This window comes from Enterococcus sp. LJL128, from assembly GCF_056924295.1.
On record NZ_JBXPBP010000009.1, the window covers coordinates 68,023 to 88,924 of the forward strand.

The 20,902-nt window shown below is 39.8% G+C and carries 17 protein-coding genes; 16 read left to right on the top strand and 1 reads right to left on the bottom strand.

The genetic code is table 11. The features are described 5' to 3' along the window. Nucleotides 1–17 precede the first annotated feature (17 nt). The 11 genes from AC1Z3K_RS11840 (at nucleotide 18) to frr (ending at nucleotide 13,584) form a co-directional block, all read left to right on the top strand. Nucleotides 18–785, top strand: coding sequence for a TrmH family RNA methyltransferase (locus AC1Z3K_RS11840; RefSeq protein ID WP_426081535.1), 768 nt, complete (start codon nucleotides 18–20; stop codon nucleotides 783–785). Between the two features lie 305 nt (nucleotides 786–1,090). Further along, a complete protein-coding gene (locus AC1Z3K_RS11845) occupies nucleotides 1,091–2,413 on the top strand; it encodes a PTS sugar transporter subunit IIC (protein ID WP_426081534.1) in 1,323 nt (440 codons plus the stop codon). Nucleotides 2,414–2,444: 31 nt separating this feature from the next. Continuing rightward, a complete protein-coding gene (locus tag AC1Z3K_RS11850) occupies nucleotides 2,445–4,763 on the top strand; it encodes a glycoside hydrolase family 3 N-terminal domain-containing protein (RefSeq protein WP_461732823.1) in 2,319 nt (772 codons plus the stop codon). A 23-nt stretch (nucleotides 4,764–4,786) separates the two neighbouring features. Then, a complete protein-coding gene (locus AC1Z3K_RS11855; RefSeq protein ID WP_461732824.1) occupies nucleotides 4,787–5,782 on the top strand; it encodes a LacI family DNA-binding transcriptional regulator in 996 nt (331 codons plus the stop codon). 22 nt (nucleotides 5,783–5,804) lie between these two features. After that, complete coding sequence (locus tag AC1Z3K_RS11860) at nucleotides 5,805–7,148, top strand: alpha-L-fucosidase (protein WP_426081531.1); 1,344 nt, start codon at nucleotides 5,805–5,807, stop codon at nucleotides 7,146–7,148. Then, nucleotides 7,145–8,527: a glycoside hydrolase family 1 protein gene (locus AC1Z3K_RS11865; RefSeq protein WP_461732825.1), complete on the top strand. Its 1,383-nt coding sequence runs from the start codon at nucleotides 7,145–7,147 to the stop codon at nucleotides 8,525–8,527. Before AC1Z3K_RS11860 ends, AC1Z3K_RS11865 begins: the two co-directional genes overlap by 4 nt. Before the next feature lie 228 nt (nucleotides 8,528–8,755). After that, nucleotides 8,756–9,916, top strand: coding sequence for an OmpH/Skp family outer membrane protein (locus tag AC1Z3K_RS11870; protein ID WP_461732826.1), 1,161 nt, complete (start codon nucleotides 8,756–8,758; stop codon nucleotides 9,914–9,916). Nucleotides 9,917–10,372: 456 nt separating this feature from the next. Continuing rightward, the gene (gene rpsB, locus AC1Z3K_RS11875) at nucleotides 10,373–11,164 is read left to right on the top strand and encodes a 30S ribosomal protein S2 (protein WP_426081527.1); all 792 of its coding nucleotides are present in this window, start codon (nucleotides 10,373–10,375) and stop codon (nucleotides 11,162–11,164) included. 122 nt (nucleotides 11,165–11,286) lie between these two features. Beyond that, entirely contained in the window at nucleotides 11,287–12,168 is an 882-nt protein-coding gene (gene tsf / locus AC1Z3K_RS11880; protein ID WP_426081526.1) for a translation elongation factor Ts, read from the top strand. Nucleotides 12,169–12,301: 133 nt separating this feature from the next. Next, entirely contained in the window at nucleotides 12,302–13,024 is a 723-nt protein-coding gene (gene pyrH / locus AC1Z3K_RS11885; RefSeq protein ID WP_426081525.1) for a UMP kinase, read from the top strand. Nucleotides 13,025–13,026: 2 nt separating this feature from the next. Next, entirely contained in the window at nucleotides 13,027–13,584 is a 558-nt protein-coding gene (gene frr, locus AC1Z3K_RS11890) for a ribosome recycling factor (protein ID WP_426081524.1), read from the top strand. Between the two features lie 367 nt (nucleotides 13,585–13,951). On the opposite strand, the gene AC1Z3K_RS11895 is transcribed toward frr, so the two are convergent. After that, the gene (locus tag AC1Z3K_RS11895; RefSeq protein WP_461732827.1) at nucleotides 13,952–14,098 is read right to left on the bottom strand and encodes a transposase; all 147 of its coding nucleotides are present in this window, start codon (nucleotides 14,096–14,098) and stop codon (nucleotides 13,952–13,954) included. 850 nt (nucleotides 14,099–14,948) lie between these two features. Here AC1Z3K_RS11895 and AC1Z3K_RS11900 point away from each other — a divergent pair. The 5 genes from AC1Z3K_RS11900 (at nucleotide 14,949) to AC1Z3K_RS11920 (ending at nucleotide 20,862) form a co-directional block, all read left to right on the top strand. Continuing rightward, complete coding sequence (locus AC1Z3K_RS11900; RefSeq protein WP_461732828.1) at nucleotides 14,949–16,430, top strand: ABC transporter permease; 1,482 nt, start codon at nucleotides 14,949–14,951, stop codon at nucleotides 16,428–16,430. A 12-nt stretch (nucleotides 16,431–16,442) separates the two neighbouring features. Continuing rightward, complete coding sequence (locus AC1Z3K_RS11905) at nucleotides 16,443–17,117, top strand: ABC transporter ATP-binding protein (RefSeq protein WP_426084453.1); 675 nt, start codon at nucleotides 16,443–16,445, stop codon at nucleotides 17,115–17,117. Further along, entirely contained in the window at nucleotides 17,110–18,663 is a 1,554-nt protein-coding gene (locus AC1Z3K_RS11910) for a PASTA domain-containing protein (RefSeq protein ID WP_461732829.1), read from the top strand. The genes AC1Z3K_RS11905 and AC1Z3K_RS11910 overlap by 8 nt, the downstream gene beginning before the upstream one ends. A 598-nt stretch (nucleotides 18,664–19,261) precedes the next feature. Then, a complete protein-coding gene (locus AC1Z3K_RS11915) occupies nucleotides 19,262–20,065 on the top strand; it encodes an isoprenyl transferase (RefSeq protein ID WP_426084451.1) in 804 nt (267 codons plus the stop codon). Continuing rightward, the gene (locus AC1Z3K_RS11920; protein ID WP_426084450.1) at nucleotides 20,062–20,862 is read left to right on the top strand and encodes a phosphatidate cytidylyltransferase; all 801 of its coding nucleotides are present in this window, start codon (nucleotides 20,062–20,064) and stop codon (nucleotides 20,860–20,862) included. Before AC1Z3K_RS11915 ends, AC1Z3K_RS11920 begins: the two co-directional genes overlap by 4 nt. Nucleotides 20,863–20,902: the final 40 nt, after the last annotated feature.

The window sequence follows — 20,902 nt, forward strand, 5'->3', positions numbered from 1 at the left end:
GCTGTTGAGGTGGAAACATGAAAGAAATTATGTCTAACAAGAATGAGTTTATAAAGAAGCTGAAAAAGCTTCAAAGGAAAAAACATCGGGAGGAAAATGGTCAGTATCTGGTTGAGGGCTTCCATTTAATTGAAGAAGCAGCAAAATCTCTAGTTGACATCCAATGGGTGATTGTAGACCAGAGAGGATTAAAGGAATGGAAACAATGGCTGGAGGAACAAGATCAAACTAAGATGATTTTTGTCAGTGATGAAGTGATGAAAAGTCTCTCTGATTTACCTGCTCCTCAAGGAATTATCGGTGTACTGGCTATTCCAAAAGAAATCGAAACCTTGGAACAATCAGGGAATTGGCTGGCGCTGGATAACGTACAGGACCCTGGAAATGTTGGAACTATGGTTCGGACTGCCGATGCAGCTGGGTATGCTGGAGTGATTATTGGTGAAGGTTCGGCCGATATCTACAGTACAAAGGTTTTGCGTGCGATGCAGGGAAGTCATTTCCATCTGCCGATTGTTCGAGGCGAAATCAGTCATTATCTGCAGCAGTTTAAGGCGGCAGGGCTTCCAGTGTATGGAACAGAGCTGAATGAACAGGCAATAGACTATTCAATTCTTGAGCCATCTGAGAGCTCTTTGTTAATTATGGGAAATGAAGGGCAGGGCGTCGCAAAGGAATTGTTAATGGAAACGACGCAAAATGTTTATATTCCTATTAAGGGGCAGGCGGAGTCTTTAAATGTAGCCGTAGCCGCTGGAATATTAATGTATCAGCTGTCTATATAAAATTCTGGTCTCTGCTTTGTTCTGTATGGGGCAAAGCAGACTTCTTGTATTGTGATTTTTTTGACGTCCAAGTAAACAGAGGGATAAAAGTATACAAGAGTATGAAATCAAGATTCTGCAATGAATTTAGTTCATTTTGAAAGAGTTCTTCTAAATTAATAAGAAATTTTGAATCGATTCAAAAAAGCGGTTGCAAAAATGAGCTTTACCTGTTATTATCAAATTGAATCGATTCAAGTTAGTATATATTTTTTTAATCAATTAGTTAGGATGATGAACTAACTATAAAATTTGGAGGAGTTCTAATGAAATTTATTGATAAGTTATCTGAAAAATTATTGCCTATTGCGGCGAAAATCAATAATCAGCGACATTTAAGTGCTATTCGGGATGGATTTATTATTACCATGCCTTTAATCATGGCTGCTTCCTTCTTTATCTTACTGAATGCTGTTATTTTTTCAAATGCCTGGGTACAACAGTTTATTGATTTAAGCTTTCTAGCTGGACTGGCGGGAATTGTGAACAATGGCACGATGGGAATTTTGGCTATTTTGGTCTGCTACAACATTGGCTACAATTTAGCTACATGGTATGCCAACTCCGGCAAGATTGACAACAAAGGCTTTAGTCCCACTCATGCCGGCGGCTTGAGTGTAGCTTTGATGTGCATTATGATGCCGATGAACAGCACAGTTACACTAGCGGATGGAGCTACCGCAGAAGTGGGTGGTGTATACCTGCAGTCGTTAACATCTTCGTCAGGACTTTTTCTGGCAATGCTGGCAGCTTTGGCTGGGACAGAATTATTTGTTCGTTTTTCCAGATTTGAAAAACTGCGTATTAACATGCCGGAAAATGTCCCGCCTGCAGTTGGAACATCCTTTAACTCATTGATTCCGGAAGTTCTTGTAATAATTATTTTTGCAGTGGTCGTATTTACACTAGATAAAACAACTGGACTAACAATTCCTGATATCGTTGATACAATTATTCAAACACCGTTGAAAGGGTTTGTCCTTTCGGCCCCAGGTATGCTGTTCATTCAGTTCATCTCTGATACATTGTGGGTATTTGGAATGCATGGTTCAAGCATTTTATCACCGATTAAATCTGCGCCGATGTTAACGGCAATTCAGGAAAACATGACAGCTTTTGAAGCAGGAAACGTAATTCCTAACATCGTAACTGAACCCTTTGTCGGCAGCTTTGGTCTATTGGGAGGCGGCGGCTGTATACTGCCTTTAATTATCGCTATCTTTATTGTTTCTAAAAGAAAAGAGCAAAAAAATGTTGCCCGTTTAGGGTTAGCGCCGAGCTGTTTTAACATTGCAGAACCAATTATGTTTGGTTTACCAGTGGTTATGAATCCGATCTTTATGATTCCATGTGCCATAATCCCATCGATCAATCTTATTATTGCTTACTTTGCGACAAGTATTGGGTTGATTGGGAAGACTGTTGCGGCAGCCCCTTGGATTACACCGCCGGTATTTCAAGCGTGGATTGCAACAGGTGGAAATCTGCCAGCCGCTATTTTAGCATTTTTACTGTTTATTATGGATATTCTGCTATTCATTCCATTTATTATGGCGAGTAACAAAGTGAATAAATTGGAAACAATTTAGTAAGATAGAACAGATTGGAAAGGATAAGGAAATGATGGACTACAAAAATCCTGAATGTACAATTCATGAACGTGTAACAGACTTATTGTCACGCATGACAATTGAAGAGAAAGTTGGTCAGGTGAACCAGCATCTTTATGGCTGGAAAGCCTATGAAAAGAAAGGACAAACCTTTCAGCTGACTGATTACTTTAAGGAGCATGTTGCTTGGGGACATGGCATGGGGGCATTATATGGCGTGTTTCGGGCAGATCCCTGGTCTAAGGTAAATCAGGAAAATGGCGTGCCGGCTTGTGACAGCTGGCAGCTGGCAAACGAAATTCAGGACTATGTTATTCGTCATTCAAGGCTGGGCATTCCTGTTTTATTGGCGGAAGAGTGTCCTCATGGTCATCAAGGATTAGGAAGCATCTCATATCCCACTAATATTGGTAAAGGGAACTCTTTTAATCGCGACCTTATTGAGGCAACCTCCCGCAATATGGCAGCTGAGCTGGCACAAAAGGGGGTCCATCTAGCCTTGGTTTCCTCACTAGATATTAGCCGGGATCCGCGGTGGGGCAGAACCGAAGAATGTTATGGAGAAGATCCATATTTGGCGGCTGCTTTTAATCGTTCCATCATATCAGGGTTTCAGGGTACGCTGATTTCTGACAAGCAGCAATTTTTGCATCAGACAGTGAATGAAGTGAACCGTAAACCGGAACAAATGGGTGTTGTCTTGAAACACTGTATTGCGCAGGGAGATGCGTTAGGCGGGCATAATTCTGGAGCGGTAACGATTGGTGAGCGGGAATTCATGGAGGTTTATTATCCATTATTGAAAAGTGCTGGCAATGCTGTTGGAATCATGGCTGCCTACAATGACTTGGATGGCATCCCTTGTCATACAAATCAAGAACTTTTTCAAAAATATTTGCGAACCCAGTTAGGCTATCAGGGAATTGTTATGGCGGATGGTACAGCGCTGGACCGATTAACCGCTATTTATGGTACACAGGAAGAATCTGCAAAGCAGGCACTGGCTGCAGGCATTGATTTAAGCTTATGGGATACGACTTATCTGCAGATAGGCAGCGGTATTAGGCAGGGTGTTATTCCAGAAGAGTTACTGAATCAAGCTGTATATCGTGTACTCAGCATCAAATTTTTACTAGGACTTTTTGATCGTCCGTATGTTGAAGCACCGGAAGCAGGGTATGAGGACCGATTTTACAGCTACCAAAAGGAGAATCAACAGCTGACGGCTGAGAGCATCACCTTGTTAAAAAATGAAGGGATTCTGCCTCTAAAGGATAGCGGGGAAAAATTGGCTGTAATTGGTCCAAATGCCAATGAATTATATAATCAGTTAGGAGACTATACAGCTCCGCAAACAACTGAACAGCTGGAGCAAACAATTTTTAAAGGGATTCAAGATGGATTCCCTCTATCTAAAGTGACTTTCGCTCAAGGCTGTGATGTCCGTAAGCTGGAAAATCAAGAGCTGTTGTTGAGCGAAGCTGTTCAGATGGCCAAGGCAAGCGACAAGATTATTTTAGTGCTTGGCGGCTCCAGCGCCCGTAATTTTGACATGGAGTTTTTAAGTAACGGTGCTGTTTCTTCCAAAGGAATCAATATGGATTCAGGAGAAAATGTCGATCTTTCTTCATTAACGTTGGGAGGTAGGCAGCTTGACCTGCTGGAAAAACTCAACAAATTAGGAAAACCAATTATAACAATACTTGTTCAGGGACGGCCTCATGAACTGGAGCAGGTGTGTAGGAAATCAAATGCGGTTCTTATTGCCTGGTATCCTGGGCAAAAGGGCGGGGAAGCAGTTAGTGATATTTTATCTGGAAAGACGAATCCAAGTGGAAAACTCAGCTTAAGCTACCCTCGCTCAAGTGGTCAGCTGCCCGTCTATTATTACCAGCGGGCTATTGCAATGAATGAACATTACTATGATTCATCTGGAGCCCCTCTGTTTCCTTTTGGCTATGGACAAAGCTATACGAAATTTTCCTATGAAACGCTCACAATCAAGACGCCTCTTCCTACAAAGCAGGAAATGAAAGCCGGGAAGAAGTTGTTAGTTGAAGTTAGGGTAGTAAATCAAGGGAGCTATGACGGTCAGGAAGCTGTTTTGTTGTATTGTCAGCTGCATGGCGGCGATGTCATTCAACGGAAAAAGATGCTCCGAGGCTTTGAAAAAGTCGCTATTCCCAAAAATCAGACAGTAAAAATTTGCTTTGAGCTAGGATTTGAGGAGCTCTCCTATTTTAATAGACAAGGGCAGTTTGATTTAACAAATAGTGTTACAATCAGAGTAAATGATTTAACGCAGCAGATTCATTTTAAAGATGACTAAGTGCTGGTGAGGGGGAATTGTGTTTGGCCACTATACAAGAGGTTGCAAAGGCGGCGGGAGTTTCGGTAGGCAGTGTGTCCCGGTATCTAAACGGGCATAAGCTGCGGCCGGAAAACAGCGAACGTATTAGACAAGCAATCGAGAAAATGAACTACAGAGAAAATCCGTGGGCGAAGGGACTTAAAAGCAATCAGAGCTATTCAATTGGTGTTTTAATGAATAACATGCAAAGTCATTTCAGCTCCTCTGTTGTTGCAACGATTGAAGATGTGTTTGAGCAGGAAGGCTACAGCACGCTGCTTTCAGGATATCGGGATGATGCAGAGCAAATTGGACGAAAGCTGGAGTTTCTGGCGTCACGGACAGTGGATGGCTTAATTGTTTTTGGTGCGGAGCAAAGCTGGCCGGGAATGGAGCAGATTGCGGCTATGGATATTCCTGTTATCTCAGCAATTACGCCTTTGAGCTTTCCTAAAGTAGATTCTATTTTGCTGAATAACCGTAAAAGTACAGCTGATTTAATTAAGCGAATCATTCAACATGGGCATCAGAAAATTGGTTTCATCGCAGCACCGCAAATCGATTATGTTGCTCGTGAGCGTTTGGCTGGCATTTATGAAGCTTTTGCTGAACTGGGAGAAGAAATCGATGAACGTTGTATTCTATTTGGAGACTACTCAAGAAAAAGCGGCTTTCAGGCAATGGAGGAGCTGCTGGCATTGGGCGATATTACTGCAGTCTTCGTCTGCAATTACAATATGTCTTTAGGGGCATTGGAAAGTATTCACCAGCATGAACTGAAAATCGGGACGGACATTTCTTTCGCCAGCTATGATTACTTCGAAGCAAGCGATGTATTTTATCCAAAGCTGACGGTGATTAAACAGCCGGTAGCAGCCTTTGGCGCGTTAGCAGCAAAAAGAATTATTGAGCGGGTTAAAGACCCTACGATTCCCGGAGGCCAGCAGTTTATGCTTGAAAATGAAATTTTATGGCGGGATTCTATCTGCCAACGATAATTTTAACAGGGAAGAAAAGTGAATGACAATCAGACAAGATATAGAAGAAAATCTTTTGACAGAACAGGAAGGTTATAGTCAACTTCCGGAAAAAGTCATTTCAGAGCTGGAACAATTTCAGAATAACAAGTTGGGTGTGATTTTCCATTGGGGCTTATACGCTGTAGCAGGTATTGTTGAATCCTGGCAGCTTTCAGAAGAAGACAACTGGGCACGAAAACAGCCATGGCGGGAAGATTTAGCTGTACTGAGAAAAGACTACTGGGCGCTTAGCCAAACGTTTAATCCCCGTAGCTTTAATCCAACTGAGTGGGCTCTTCTCTGCCGAAACGCCGGGTTTCGTTATATGATATTCACTACAAAGCACCATGACGGTTTTTCAATGTATGATACGCAATATTCGAATTATAAAGTGACCAGTGAAATATGTCCTTTCCATACAAGTAAGCGAAAAGACATTTTTGGTGAAACCGCAGAGGCATTTAGAAATGCAGGATTATCTGTCGGCGTATACTATTCTAAAGCTGACTGGGCAAGCCCTTATTACTGGGAGCCCAACAGCCGGCCCAAAGGCCGCTACGCCAGTTATGACCCTGAAAAAAAGCCGAAGGTTTGGCAGAAGTACAAAGAGTTTGTTTCCAATCAGCTGCATGAGTTATGTACAAATTACGGAAAAATAGATATTCTTTGGCTAGACGGCGGCTGGGTGAATACGGAGAACCATGAGTTTTTAGATATGCAGCAAATTGCTGTCGATGTCAGAGAACAGCAGCCGCAGCTTTTAATCGTGGATCGTACGATTGGCGGAATGTATGAGAATTATGTAACTCCAGAGCGCAAGGTACCAGAGCAGCTGCCTAAAAAAGTTTGGGAGAGCAATATTCCTTTAGCGAAAAACTGGGGCTATGTTCCAAATGATACGTATAAATCCTTTGAGGAGATTTTGACACTGCTTTTGCAAATCGTTTCGAAGGGCGGAAATCTTTTGCTGGGAGTTGGGCCAAAACCTGATGGTACTCTACCTCACAAGGCACAAGAGCTGATGGGTCAGCTTGGAAAATGGCTGGCAGTTTATGGGACTGGGATTTATGGTACTCGAAAACATCATGTAGATCAATTAGACGGCTGGTATTTTACAGCTAAAAAGAAGCAAATTTACGGCTTTCATATAAATCAGGAACAGGAAAGCCTAAAGCTGGACTTAGCTAAACTCCAGTTGCCTGGAAAAGTAGCGGAGGTCAACAACTTGAAATCTGGCAAGAGCTATTCAATTAACAATAATATTCTGATTGTTCCGGCAGTTGATCAGCAAGAAGCTGTTACAGGAATTGAAATTACTATAGAAATAGAGGGATTAACGCAATGAGAGAATTCTCACAAGCATTTTTATGGGGAGCGGCAGCCTCAGCACCGCAAACTGAAGGACATAGCCTGGAAAACGGCAAGTCACCATCTACTTGGGATAAGTGGTACAAAATAGCACCGGAGAAGTTTAATGAGGGGCAGGGTCCGGAAAATACCTCTAACGTCTATGAGATGTATTCGGAAGACATTCAGCGTATGAAGGAGCTGGGAATGAATTCCTATCGGACGTCTATTGCTTGGACTCGGCTGCTTCCAGACGGCAAGCATGTGAATCCGGAAGGCGCAGCTTTCTATAGCGCATATTTTAAAGAGCTGAAGAAAAACGGAATAGAGCCGATTATCAATCTGTTTCATTTCGATATGCCCTGGTGGCTGATGGAAAAAGGCGGCTGGGAAACGAGAGAATCAGTTGATGCTTTTGCTTTTTATGCAAAAACAGCATTTGAACTATTTGGTGACACTGTAAGCTATTGGACTACGTTTAACGAGCCGCTGGTTCATATTGAATGCGGATACTTATATGGGTATCATTATCCAGCAGTTGTTGATTTCAAAAGAGCTGTTCAGGTCGGCTACCACACGCTGATGGCTCATACAAGAGCAGTAGAAGAGTTCAGAAATGCCAAAGTGAAGAACGGCAGGATAGGTATTATTCTGAATATTTCTCCAGCTTATGCTAGAAGCGACTCAAAAGAAGACCTGCAGGCGAAAGAACTGGCTGATTTGATTAATACCAAAAGTTTTCTTGATCCAGCTGTTCATGGAGTGATTCCTGAAAAGCTGACAGCTGTTTTTCGTACACATCATTTGCTTCCAAAAATTAAGGTAGGCGATAAAGAACTGATTCGTGAGAACACCGTCGATTTTATTGGTTTGAACTATTACCAGCCAAGGCGTGTACAGGCGCCGGAGCATGTCAGGGTTCCAGCGCAAACACCAGCGGATTTTTATCTACCTTACGATTTACCTAACAAACGGATTAATCCATATCGAGGGTGGGAAATTTATCCTGAAGCACTATATGATGTTGCAGTAATGATGAAAGAAGAATACAAGAATATTCCCTGGTATGTTTCTGAGAATGGCATGGGTGTAGCGGAGGAAGAGCGCTTTGCTGATGAGAACGGCATGATTCAGGATGACTATCGGATTTTATTCATACAGGAACATCTGACAGAGCTTCACAAAGGAATTACAGCAGGCAGCAACTGCTTTGGCTACCATGCCTGGACCTTTGTTGACTGCTGGTCATGGTTAAACGGCTATCGGAACCGTTACGGTTTTTATCGTGTTGACCTAGAGAATCATTATAAACGAACGCTAAAGAAAAGCGGGGTATGGTACAAAGAATTAATTAAAAGAAACGGGTTTGACAATTAAATCGTGTGCTTAAAATATTTTGTATAGTTTGGATAATGTTACAGAAGATGAGTGGAATCAGTATTGTTATTGACAAAATAAGTCAGTATCAATGCTGGTTTCTTTTTAAACTATATGCAATGTTTTATAAAATTATTTGTGTGATATTTTATAAAAAAATTATTTTTAAGATAAATAACAATTCTTTGTGTTATAATAATTATGTTAAAAACGAAAGGATTGATAAAAATGAAAAAAATTGATTGTTTGAAACGGGTATTGGTTGCTGGCGGCTTAGGATTATTGTTCGGATTTCCTTTAGCGGCTTCTGCAAATGAGCTGGACTATGTTCATTTTCCAGATGCGACGCTGAGAGATGAACTGGTTTATAAAAGCGAGTATTATTTGAGAGACAAGTACGATCAAAAGAGAGAAGAAATAGAGGCAGAAAACCAAGCAAAAAAAGAACAGCTGCAAACCGCCTATGAGGTGGAAGTAACGAGATTTGAAGAAATACAGGCAGGTTATGATGAACAGGCTTATCAGTTGGTTAACGATTTAAAAAACGGTCTTATTAGTCAAGAAGAATATGACCGTAAATATGCAGAGCTGGATAAAAAAGTAGAAGAATTAAATCAGCAAAGAGAAGTAGCTACGGAAAAATATGATAAGGATGTAGAGGAGCAGAATCATATTTATAACCAAGCACATACTGAGAATGATAAAAATATGGAAAATGAAGATGAATTTATTCGAAAATATGAACTGTTTGATAAAAAGTTCATAGCAAGCGTCGAAGGTATTTCACCAGACTGGGCAGATCCATACAGCAGCTTAAATGGCTTGGAATTTGCTATAAATCTAAAACGCTTAACTGGCGAACAATCAATACCTTTTGCAGATTTGCGACCGATTAATAAATTATCAAAGCTGGAGGAGATTAGCATTGTGGCAATGAATCAAGGCTCGCTGATTGATTTAAAAGGTTTAACCAATCTAAAAAAATTGACACTCTCTCTTGCAGGTTACGGTACAGAGGAAGAATTTGAAGAGTATTATAATAACAGAGATAAGATGTACACAAGAACACTATTGACTGATATCTCAGCATTATCTAATTTACCTCAATTAAATCAGTTATCTCTTTATGCAGAAGGAATTATGACGCCAGTCACATTGAAGCAAGGGACAGACAGCTATCAAATCTATGATCCAATCATTTTATCTTCTCAGTTTGATGGGCAAGCCATTACGTATACTTCAGGTCTGGATGAGAATACTGACAGCTCAGAAGAGCTAAAATGGGAAAATCTTACCGGAACAGAAAAATACCTGCCCTTTAGCTGGTCAGTCACAAAAGGAAATTATCATTTCTCAGGTCGTGGGCAGGTTCCGTTGCGTTGGAAATAGAAAAATTATAGGTAAAATGTGACTGAGACCTAAATAAGATTTAAACCTTTGATATGTCTAAATCTGAACGATGAGACAGAGTCAATTTTATAGCAATAAGTTGAAATTCAGCAAAAATTTGAGAAGTACTAAATAGGAATCAGGGAACAGCGATGGTTTATGTGCTTATTTCATCTCTTTTTGTAAATTTCTTCTTATTGCGTTTCATTCATGTACTTGAAGAAAGCTGTTTCTACCGCAATTACTTTCTCTGACAATATCTATAAATAAAAACGTAAGTAAAATATGTGTCACTGTCTTGCGTTTGCTTATTTTCTATTGTATACTATCAAAGGTGCTGCTTTTCAGCGCTAAATCCACATCCGTGTTTGATTTGTGAAGGGGTGCCGTTTTCGGTTCTTCATGAAGAAGAGAGCAGGAGAGGAAACAAAAAAACCAAATTGGAGGAAACACAACATGGCAGTAATTTCTATGAAACAATTACTTGAAGCCGGCGTACATTTTGGACACCAAACTCGTCGCTGGAATCCGAAGATGAAAAAATACATCTTCACAGAAAGAAACGGAATCTACATCATTGATTTGCAAAAAACAGTGAAATTGGTAGACGTTGCTTACGATTACATGAAAAATGTTGCTGAAGAAGGCGGCGTTGCATTGTTCGTAGGTACTAAAAAACAAGCACAAGAAGCAATTAAAGACGAAGCAATCCGTGCTGGTCAATACTATGTAAACCATCGCTGGTTAGGCGGAACGTTGACAAACTGGGATACTATCCAAAAACGTATCAAACGTTTGAAAGATATTAACCGCATGGAAGAAGACGGTACATTTGACGTTCTTCCTAAAAAAGAAGTAGTTGGTTTGAACAAACAACGTGAACGTCTTGAAAAATTCTTAGGCGGTATCGCTGATATGCCTAGAGTTCCAGATGTAATGTACATTGTTGACCCTCGCAAAGAGCGTATCGCAGTTCAGGAAGCTCAAAAACTGAACATTCCAATCGTTGCTATGGTTGATACTAACTGTGATCCAGATGAGATCGATGTTGTTATCCCATCAAATGATGATGCGATTCGTGCAGTTAAGCTGATTACAGCTAAAATGGCTGATGCGTTCATCGAAGGAAACCAAGGTGAAGATCAAGCTGTAGAAGAAATGTTCGTTGAAACAGCACCTGAAGAAGCAACATCAATCGAAGAAATCGTTGAAGTTGTTGAAGGTACTAACGAAGAAACTGCAGAATAATACGAGTATACGTATAAAAATAAAACGGAGCTGTCTCAAAGGCTGGCGCAATAGGCCTGTTTCTCCTTTGAGATGGCTTTTTTAAAACAATGATGTTAACTATTTGAGGAGGATATAGAGAAATGGCAGATATTTCAGCTAAAATGGTAAAAGAATTACGTGACATGACAGGTGTCGGTATGATGGATGCCAAAAGAGCATTGGTAGAAGTAGAAGGCGACATGGATAAAGCCGTTGACTTTTTACGTGAAAAAGGAATGGCTAAAGCAGGCAAGAAAAACGATCGTATCGCTGCTGAAGGCTTGGCAAATGTTGCAACTGACGGCAACTTTGCTGCAATCGTAGAAATCAACTCTGAAACAGACTTCGTTGCGAAAAACGAAATGTTCCAGGATTTAGTTAAAAACGTTGCTCAGGAAATGGCAACAAACCGTCCTGCAACAATGGAAGATGCACTAGCTATCAAAACTGAAAAAGGTACTATTGAAACAGATTTGATTGAAGCACAAACAGTTATTGGCGAAAAAATCAGCTTCCGTCGTTTTGAAGTAGTTGAAAAAGCTGATAACGCTGCATTCGGTGCTTACCTGCATATGGGCGGACGTATCGCTGTATTGACTGTTTTAGAAGGAACAACAGACGAAGAAGTAGCGAAAGATGTTGCTATGCACGTTGCAGCAATCAATCCTCGTTATATCAATGAATCACAAATCCCTCAAGAAGAGCTTGAACATGAAAAAACAGTTCTTACTGAGCAAGCATTAAACGAAGGCAAGCCTGCTAACATTGTAGATAAAATGGTTATTGGCCGTCTTAACAAATTTAAAGCTGAAATCTCATTAGTAGATCAGCCGTTTGTTAAAGATCCTGATATGACTGTTGAAAAATATGTTGCTGCAAAAGGCGCAACTGTTAAATCATTTGTTCGTTTTGCTGTTGGTGAAGGCATCGAAAAACGTGAAGATAACTTTGCTGATGAAGTAATGAGCCAAATGAAAAAATAATTCTGTTACTTGTAACAGTTGGGAACGCAGTTAAATGCGCTCCCTTTTTTTAGGCAAGTTCAAAGAACTATCTGAAAAAACAACTGTCTTATGATAAAATGACAGTAGAGAATTGCTGGAGGGAAAAGACAAGATGGTAAAACCTAAATATCAACGTGTAGTACTGAAATTAAGCGGTGAAGCTTTGGCTGGAAATGATGGATTCGGAATCAAACCTCCTGTCATCAAAGAAATCGTACAAGAGATTAAAGAAGTTCACGAATTAGGTATCGAAATGGCAATTGTCGTCGGCGGTGGCAATATCTGGCGCGGACAAATCGGTGCGCAAATGGGTATGGAAAGAGCACAAGCTGATTATATGGGTATGCTTGCTACAGTAATGAATGCTTTAGCGTTGCAGGACACATTGGAAAATCTAGGCGTGCCGACACGTGTACAGTCTTCGATTGAAATGCGTCAAATTGCTGAGCCGTATATCCGCAGACGAGCAGAACGCCATCTTGAAAAAGGCCGTGTTGTTATTTTTGCCGGCGGAACAGGAAACCCTTATTTCTCAACCGACACAACTGCAGCTTTGCGTGCAGCTGAGATTGAAGCAGATGTCATTCTAATGGCAAAAAATAATGTAGATGGTGTTTACTCTGCTGATCCGAAGCTTGATGCAAATGCAGTGAAGTATGAGGAACTGACACATTTGGATGTCATTTCAAAAGGTCTACAGGTCATGGATTCTACAGCAAGCTCTTTGAGTATGGATAACGATATTCCACTACTCGTTTTTAACCTAAACGAGCCAGGAAATATCCGCCGAGCATGTCTTGGTGAAAATATTGGAACAACAGTTAGGGGGAAATAATAATGTCTGGAAAAACAATGGAAACTGCAAAAGAAAAAATGAAAAAAGCAGAGCAAAGCCTACAGCGTGAATTAGGTCAAATCCGCGCAGGAAGAGCAAACGCAAGTCTGCTGGATCGTATCACTGTAGATTACTATGGTGCACCTACTCCGATAAATCAATTAGCATCAATCACTATTCCAGAAGCACGTGTTTTAATGATTACACCTTTCGATAAAAACTCAATTGATGATATCGATAAAGCCCTGCAGGCTAGTGATATCGGAATTAGTCCGACCAATGACGGAAACGTGATTCGTCTGGTTATTCCTCAGTTGACAGAGGAACGTCGTAAAGAATTGACGAAAGACGTGAAAAAAGAAGCTGAGAATGCAAAGGTAGCAGTGAGAAACGTCCGTCGTGATGCAATGGATGATTTAAAGAAACAGCAAAAAAATGGCGATATCACAGAAGATGAGCTTAGAAATCTTGAAAAAGATGTACAGAAGCTGACAGATGACAGTGTAAAAGCAATCGATGACATCACTGCTGATAAAGAAAAAGAACTTTTAGACGTTTAGAATCAAAGTTCTTGAAAAGAACAGGTTCTACGTCAAATTGTGTTGGTAGGACAAAAACTGAATAAAATTGAAGAACTTGGAACGAAAAAACAGAGATTCTCTGATTTTGTTCCAAGTTCTTTTTTGAAAAAGGGAGAATAAAGCGAATGATTTGAGCAGCTAAGCCTATAAATTTATTATGCTTTGCCTCGAGTAATCGCAGAGGCAGGCTCCACAAGGTATATTCGTAGCTGGACAGCTAGCTCTAATATAAGGTATGAATGTTACACATTCATCTATCATCGTACGCATACCATCCCACTAAATGTTCCTACACAAGTGGAACTGGTAATTCTCGATTTGCCTATAAAGCTGCGGAGATATTCGCTTATTTCTCTTTTTTATGTGGTGAAAAAATAAGACCTGGAATACTATAAATGCGTGAACGGAAATGATAAAAATTACGATAGCCATAGGCAACTCGCTTGAGGACTTTAATCTTTTTGGCTTTTCCATTGACACAAATGAAACTCATCGCTCCTTGACAGCATTTTGTTGCCTTGAATTCATCGATACATAGAATTTTCGGAAGAAACTGTCAATTAGAACGATAGGAAGCAGAGAGTTCTTCCATTAAGCGAAGAATGGTCACATCTGAAACAAAATGTTTTTGAGCAATCTGTTTTCTAAAGACATTCTTCTTTAAATCAAGCATAATTTGTAGACAGAGCTGCTTAGACAGATGATGATGTTTTTTAATCAACTCTGTATGAGCATGAAAGCTTTTTCCACACTCATGACAAAGAAATTAGGAGCGATCAGCTCTAAGAATATCAAACGCTCATTAAATACAGGAAGTTGGGCTTGGGTAAGGTGGTGGCCGTTCTTAATTATTTGTCCTTGATTACCTGAGCCTGAACACCTTTCATTGGTCTGTATTCAAGCCAATCCTCTCCAAAGGAGAGGTGTTTATCTGTTAGTCCGAGCAACTTTCTGGTATTTTTATCCGTAGGGAGCAACCTTTCTGATGATTTGTGGTTTTAGTCGATTTCATTTTATTAGTTTGTTGTTCCTTTTTGTGTTTGAACACTCAAAAAAGTGTTGGCAGATTTTCCACCAACACAAAATATTATAAAACCAAAGAACAACAGCTGCCGGCTGTTGTTTTTTTTATTTTTTTGAACTAAAACGTGTTCTTTTATGAGTGTTGTCAAGGTTTAGAATATTTTTAAAGCATATAATAAAAATAAAATTTATGTCTTATTTTTATGTTATTATTTTTTTATTTCATATAATATTTGTTTTTGAGAAAAAGGTTGTATGAACCAACGGGTTATGAAATAATGGAGAGAAAGTGATTAGTATTTCTTTAAGGAGTTGAAGGTATGAATTTTGTAAAAAGAGCACTTTTCAGTGTTTCACGTAGAAAAGGTAAATCTATTCTATTATTTGCTGTTATTTTTATTTTAGGAAATGTTATTGCAGGAGCAATTGCTATTCAGCAATCGACTGCCAATGTTGAGAAAAACGTTAAACGTCAGATGGGCGCTATGGCGACCATTGAGTTGGATTATGAGAACAATCAAGATGAGTTTATGAAAGAAGATTTGGTCATTGAAAATCTATCAGAGGATTTGATTAAACAGATTGGTGAATCTTCCTACGTAAAATACTATGATTACAATGCGACATCGTGGGTTCAGACTGAAAAGCTGAAAAGCGCTGTTATGGAAGAAGAGTCTGGCTATTCTGCAGATAATACCTTCACATTAAAAGGATCAAATTATAATAAAATACTGGATATTGAAGAGAAAAAGATTAATCTAATCGAGGGGCGCGTGCTCACTCAGGAAGAGATTGATAGCGGTAAAAATGTTGCACTAATTTCATCAAAAATTGCAGAAAGCAATGGACTTTCTGTAGGTGATCAGATGGTAATGGATCGTGTCGCTTATGACTACAACGAGAACGGGGAAAGCTCAACCCTATTCAAAGTTGATATTCCGTTGGAGATTATTGGTATTTTTGAGCCGGCTTCTGTAGAGATGAAAAAAGATAATGGGGAAGAAAATTCCGGCAGTATGATGGATCAGCAGTATTTATCTATGGAACAGCTAAATACGGTGTATACGACGAATAAAGTAGTAATTGAAAACGAAAAAGCTTTTTTTGAAAAATATAAAGCAGAAAGCCCTGCTGAAACGCAGGAAGATTTAAGTGAAGTAGATGAACAGGAGGAATACTATGTTCCTGTATATGTTCTGAAAAACGTCGATGATGTGGAAGCGTTCAAGGAAGAGGTTCAGCCGTTATTGCCAGATCTTTATGCAGTAAAGGCGTCAACAGATCAGTATGATCAAATTGGCGGCAGCATGAAGAGTTTGTCAAAGATTTCTGGTTATGTGGTAATGATTTCTATTATAGCCGCATTGCTGATTATTTCTTTGGTGGTTCTGCTATTCATGCGTGATCGTAAGCATGAGTTGGGAATCTATCTGTCGCTTGGAGATAAGCGCGGTCGGGTGATGAGTCAGATTGTTATAGAAATGCTGATAATTAGCGGGATTGCATTGCTTTTATCTTTAATTAGCGGAAATATTCTGGGTAAGGTAGTTTCAGATTCATTACTTAATAGTGATATTCTGACAAGTACCAATAATGGTGCAAATGATATGATGTATTACGGAATGTCCTCTTTAGGTGTTTCAGATTTAACAACTGAAGATATTATGAACTCCTACAAGGTTGAATTTTCACCAGCCTATATTATTACGTATCTGGTCGTAGGATTGGCAACAACATTACTGTCGGCGATAGTACCGCTGCTGTATATTCTTCGATTGAATCCGAAAAAAATCATGATGTAGGAGGGAAAGAAAATGGCGATTCTTGAAACAAAAAAATTAGATTATTACTATCAGGACGGAGATCGGCGTCGTTTTATTCTTAAGGATACAAGTGTTTCTTTTGAAAAAGGCAAATTCTATACGATCTTAGGACATTCTGGTTCGGGAAAAACGACATTTCTATCAATGATTAGCGCATTGGATACTCCCAAATCAGGACAGGTGCTTTTCAAAGGAAAAGATATTAAAACTATGGGTTATGACAAATATAGAAGAGATGCTATCAGCATTATTTTCCAGAGCTATAATCTGGTTCCGTATTTGACTGCTGTAGAAAATGTACTAGTAGCGATGTCGATTACAGATAACCAGTTACCGGATAATCAGCGTGAAGTTGCCTACAACCTTTTGGACTATATTGGTATCAACAAGGCAAAAGCTGATCGGCTAGTCAATCAGCTTTCCGGGGGAGAACAACAGCGTGTAGCAATTGCTCGAGCGCTGTCTACTAATGTGGATATCATCTTAGCCGATGAGCCCACAGGTAACCTTGACGAGGAAATGGAACAGGAAATTGTAGATATTTTTACAAAGCTGGCAAAAGAGCATGATAAGTGTGTGATTGTCGTGACCCACTCCAATGAAATTGCCAAACAGTCTGATACGACATATTATTTGAAAAAAGGTGTGTTGAAGGAATATGAGTGATTTTTTGTCTAACTTTAGCGGGGGAAACTACGAAAAGACCCGTCAAGATAAACTTTATGATAAGAGTAAAGGGAAGAAAAAAGAAGCGGTTAAGCCGGAGAAGACTGACGCGGAATCATTAGAGACAGCTCAAAATCAGGTGAAATCTGATCACCAGCAGCCTGTGAAGCAGCCAGAGACAGTAGCGCAAAAGCCTGTTGCAGAGTCCCATCGTCCAGATGAAGGGGATTTGTCTGTAGAGGATATGCTGAGAGCTAGAAAAAAAGAAAAAAAAGTGCGGAAGGTAAAAGAACCAACGGTCAAAAAAACACCAGCTCCCAGACCAGTTAGTAATGATGGCGAGTATGGTGATGAATTAATGGAAGTAGATACCGGTTACCGCAGAAAAAAAATAATTAAATATGTGATTTTTGCTTTACTGGCTGTTGGGGTTATAGCACTGGGATTTTTTGGCTATTATCAAATGAGTCATGTAAAGGTACCGGATTTCACTGGAAAAGAGCTTGCCGAAGTTCGAACATGGTCTACAGAAAATGATGTAAAGCTTAAAGTCGAACAGATTTATGATTTTGAAGCAGAAACAAATACAGTTATTTCTCAAAGCAAGAAAACCGGAAAAATCAAAAAGGGAACTGAACTGACTGTAGATGCAAGTTTAGGTCCTGATCCGGAGGAGGGGCTGCCGCTACCTGACTTTGGAACAATGAATCGGACAGAAGTTAGCGACTGGATACTACAGAATAAAGCGGATAATTTAAGTGTAATAGAAGAATATAGTGCGTCAAAAGCTTCAGGGGAATTCATTAAACTGGAAATGGTATCCAAAGATGTAACTGCGGAAACTTACAAGAGAAAAGATAAAGCAAAAGTCTATTATTCTAAAGGTCCTGAAGTCTACGAGAAAACTATAGAAGTTCCTGATTTTACTGGGAAAACCAAAGAAGAAGTGGAAGAGTGGACGAAGAAAAACGAACTGACGATTGAAGTATCGGAAAATGATTCGGATACAGTAGATGCTGGAAAAGTCATTTCTCAAAAAGAAGCAAAAGGAACCAAGCTTGCGAAAAAAGATAAATTTCCAGTTGTGATATCGGCAGGAAAAGCCTATGTTATTCCTGACTACTCACAAGTATCTATGAAGTCTGCTGAAGGAAATGCAGATATTCAAGTCGTACAGCTTTACAATGATACAGTACCTTATGGCGGTTTTGTCAGCCAGTCGATTGCTGCTGGAGAGACTTTCAAAGCTAGTCAAAAGCCTGGTGTTCAAGTAACCTATTCCATAGGAAAACCGTTTTTGAAAGATTTACGTAATGATACAATGGAAGGCGATGTTCAAAAAATATTTTATGATGAATATCAGCAAAAGGGTGCACCACTTACCTATCAAATTTACTATATCGATTCAGAAGTGACGAAGGGAACGGTCGTTGAAATGAGTAATTATAATGAATTCGTTCCAACAAATGCAGTGATTCGAATCGGCATTAGTAGAGGAAATGTTACCAAACAGGAGCAAAAAAATTCTGAGAATCCAACGGATTAAAGTTTTTTTAAATATCCAAGGAGCAGCGAGAATGGGACAGAAGTGTTTAATCCCGAGAACCAAGTAGGGACTGTTCAACATCAGCTCATCCCTCGCTGTGTTTCACAGCAATAAGACGGATTATCCGAAAATTGTCAAGAAACACTACGAGGGAACCAATCAGATGTTGACTGATTCTTACCTGGTGTTCTTCAAATTTTTGTGAATTTCGGCTTATTTCCGAAGGACTTGCTCCTGCGGTTACTCGTCGCAGTTTAATGCTAGCGAGTGCTCCTGCGGTTACCCGTCGCAGTTTAATGCTGGTATGTGCTCCTGCTCCCGCCGTTTATTCGGATTCCACGTGAGTAGGATATAACTCAATGAGTTATATCCTACTCACGTTTTTTTGTCTAGACTCATTATTTGCAGACAGCATTTCAGTTTCTTAACAATTAAGAAAATTTTACTGTTTGCATAGGTTTTTCTGAAACTTATTGCTATAATAGTCTAGATGTATAAATCCTGTTAAGTAATAGGGAGGCTGTACTAGATTTTATAGTGTATAAACCAGCTTATTTAACAGAATTTGTATAGATTTTTTAAAATGGAGGGAAAAGAAATGTTTCGTTTTTTTCCGCAAAAAGATAAGTATATTCAGGAAGAAGCTGAATATCTATTTGATAAAGATGGCATTATTCCAAAACACATTGCAGTAATCATGGATGGAAATGGCCGCTGGGCCCAAAACCGCAGACTGCCCAGAATTGCCGGGCATAAGGAAGGCATGAATACTGTAAAAAAAATAACGAAGCATGCTAGTAAATTAGGTGTCAGGGTATTGACGCTGTATGCCTTTTCAACAGAAAACTGGAAACGTCCTTCTGAAGAAGTCAATTTTCTGATGCAGCTTCCAGTAGATTTTTTTGATACATTTGTACCAGAGCTGATTAAAGAAAATGTACGGGTAGAGGTCATGGGCTATAAGGAATTTCTGCCGGAGCATACACAGGATGCTGTAAAACGAGCAATTGAGCAGACGAAGAATAATACAGGAATGGTATTGAATTTCGCATTAAATTACGGGTCTAGGGCTGAGATTGTGACTGCCGTACAACATATTGCGGAACAGGTAAAATCAGGAGAAGTTGCTCCGGAAGCAATCAGCGAAGCTGCAATTTCCGATGCTCTGATGACTGGCTTTTTATCCGAAGAGCTTCGTGATCCAGAGCTGTTGATTCGGACGAGTGGAGAAGAACGGATTAGCAATTTTCTGTTGTGGCAAATTGCCTATAGCGAGTTTTTCTTTACCGATGCTTTGTGGCCTGATTTCAATGATGAGCTTTTAGAAACAGCAATTGCATCATTCCAAAACAGGAACCGCCGCTTTGGCGGACTGAAGGAAACGGAGGAAGAAAAAATATGAGACAACGTGTGATTACAGCAGTTGTTGCCTTAGTATTATTTATCCCAATTATCGTTTATGGAGGGATTGCAGTTGAACTTACGGCTGCCGCTTTAGCAGCAGTTGGGGTCTATGAGTTATTTAAAATGAAGGGCTTGGAGCTATTAAGCTTTGAAGGAGTCCTTGCAGTACTGGCAGCAGTTGTGCTGGTTTTACCTAAAGAACGCTGGTTCTTCTTTCTACCGGAAAAAACAGATAACTTTATCCTGTTTTATTTAATGGTAATGATTTTATTGGGAGCGTTGGTAGCTTCTAAAAATACGTATAGTATTTCCCAGGCTGGCTTTCCTGTAATTGTAAGTTTATATGTCGGCGTTGGTTTTCAAAATTTCGTTGCTGCAAGAAGCAGCGGACTAGTTGTTCTGCTGTATGCTTTGTTTGTTGTCTGGGCGACAGACATAGGTGCTTATATGGTAGGGAGAAAATTTGGTAAGCGGAAGCTGCTGCCTTCTGTCTCCCCGAACAAAACAATTGAAGGATCGATTGGCGGAATCCTTTCCGCTGTGGTAGTTGCTGTGCCGTACCTATTGTTCGTACCCGGAAAGGAAGCATTTACTTATAGCCTGCCGGTTATGATTGTTATGACAGTCATTTTCTCAATGGTTGGTCAATTTGGCGACCTAGTGGAATCGTCTATTAAGCGCCATTATGAAGTCAAGGATTCAGGGAAAATATTACCGGGACATGGTGGAATATTAGATCGTTTTGACAGTTTGCTTTTTGTTTTTCCAATCATGCATTTGTTCGGCTTGTTCTAAAAAACTGAGAAGGGATGGTGAGAAAACTCTGATCCTTCAG

Coding starts and splice junctions, on each gene's coding strand:
- AC1Z3K_RS11840 (WP_426081535.1), top strand. CDS start 18: ATGAAAGAAATTATGTCTAACAAGAATGAGTTTATAAAGAAGCTGAAA.
- AC1Z3K_RS11845 (WP_426081534.1), top strand. CDS start 1,091: ATGAAATTTATTGATAAGTTATCTGAAAAATTATTGCCTATTGCGGCG.
- AC1Z3K_RS11850 (WP_461732823.1), top strand. CDS start 2,445: ATGATGGACTACAAAAATCCTGAATGTACAATTCATGAACGTGTAACA.
- AC1Z3K_RS11860 (WP_426081531.1), top strand. CDS start 5,805: ATGACAATCAGACAAGATATAGAAGAAAATCTTTTGACAGAACAGGAA.
- AC1Z3K_RS11865 (WP_461732825.1), top strand. CDS start 7,145: ATGAGAGAATTCTCACAAGCATTTTTATGGGGAGCGGCAGCCTCAGCA.
- AC1Z3K_RS11870 (WP_461732826.1), top strand. CDS start 8,756: ATGAAAAAAATTGATTGTTTGAAACGGGTATTGGTTGCTGGCGGCTTA.
- rpsB (WP_426081527.1), top strand. CDS start 10,373: ATGGCAGTAATTTCTATGAAACAATTACTTGAAGCCGGCGTACATTTT.
- tsf (WP_426081526.1), top strand. CDS start 11,287: ATGGCAGATATTTCAGCTAAAATGGTAAAAGAATTACGTGACATGACA.
- pyrH (WP_426081525.1), top strand. CDS start 12,302: ATGGTAAAACCTAAATATCAACGTGTAGTACTGAAATTAAGCGGTGAA.
- frr (WP_426081524.1), top strand. CDS start 13,027: ATGTCTGGAAAAACAATGGAAACTGCAAAAGAAAAAATGAAAAAAGCA.
- AC1Z3K_RS11895 (WP_461732827.1), bottom strand. CDS start 14,098: ATGAGTTTCATTTGTGTCAATGGAAAAGCCAAAAAGATTAAAGTCCTC.
- AC1Z3K_RS11900 (WP_461732828.1), top strand. CDS start 14,949: ATGAATTTTGTAAAAAGAGCACTTTTCAGTGTTTCACGTAGAAAAGGT.
- AC1Z3K_RS11905 (WP_426084453.1), top strand. CDS start 16,443: ATGGCGATTCTTGAAACAAAAAAATTAGATTATTACTATCAGGACGGA.
- AC1Z3K_RS11910 (WP_461732829.1), top strand. CDS start 17,110: ATGAGTGATTTTTTGTCTAACTTTAGCGGGGGAAACTACGAAAAGACC.
- AC1Z3K_RS11915 (WP_426084451.1), top strand. CDS start 19,262: ATGTTTCGTTTTTTTCCGCAAAAAGATAAGTATATTCAGGAAGAAGCT.
- AC1Z3K_RS11920 (WP_426084450.1), top strand. CDS start 20,062: ATGAGACAACGTGTGATTACAGCAGTTGTTGCCTTAGTATTATTTATC.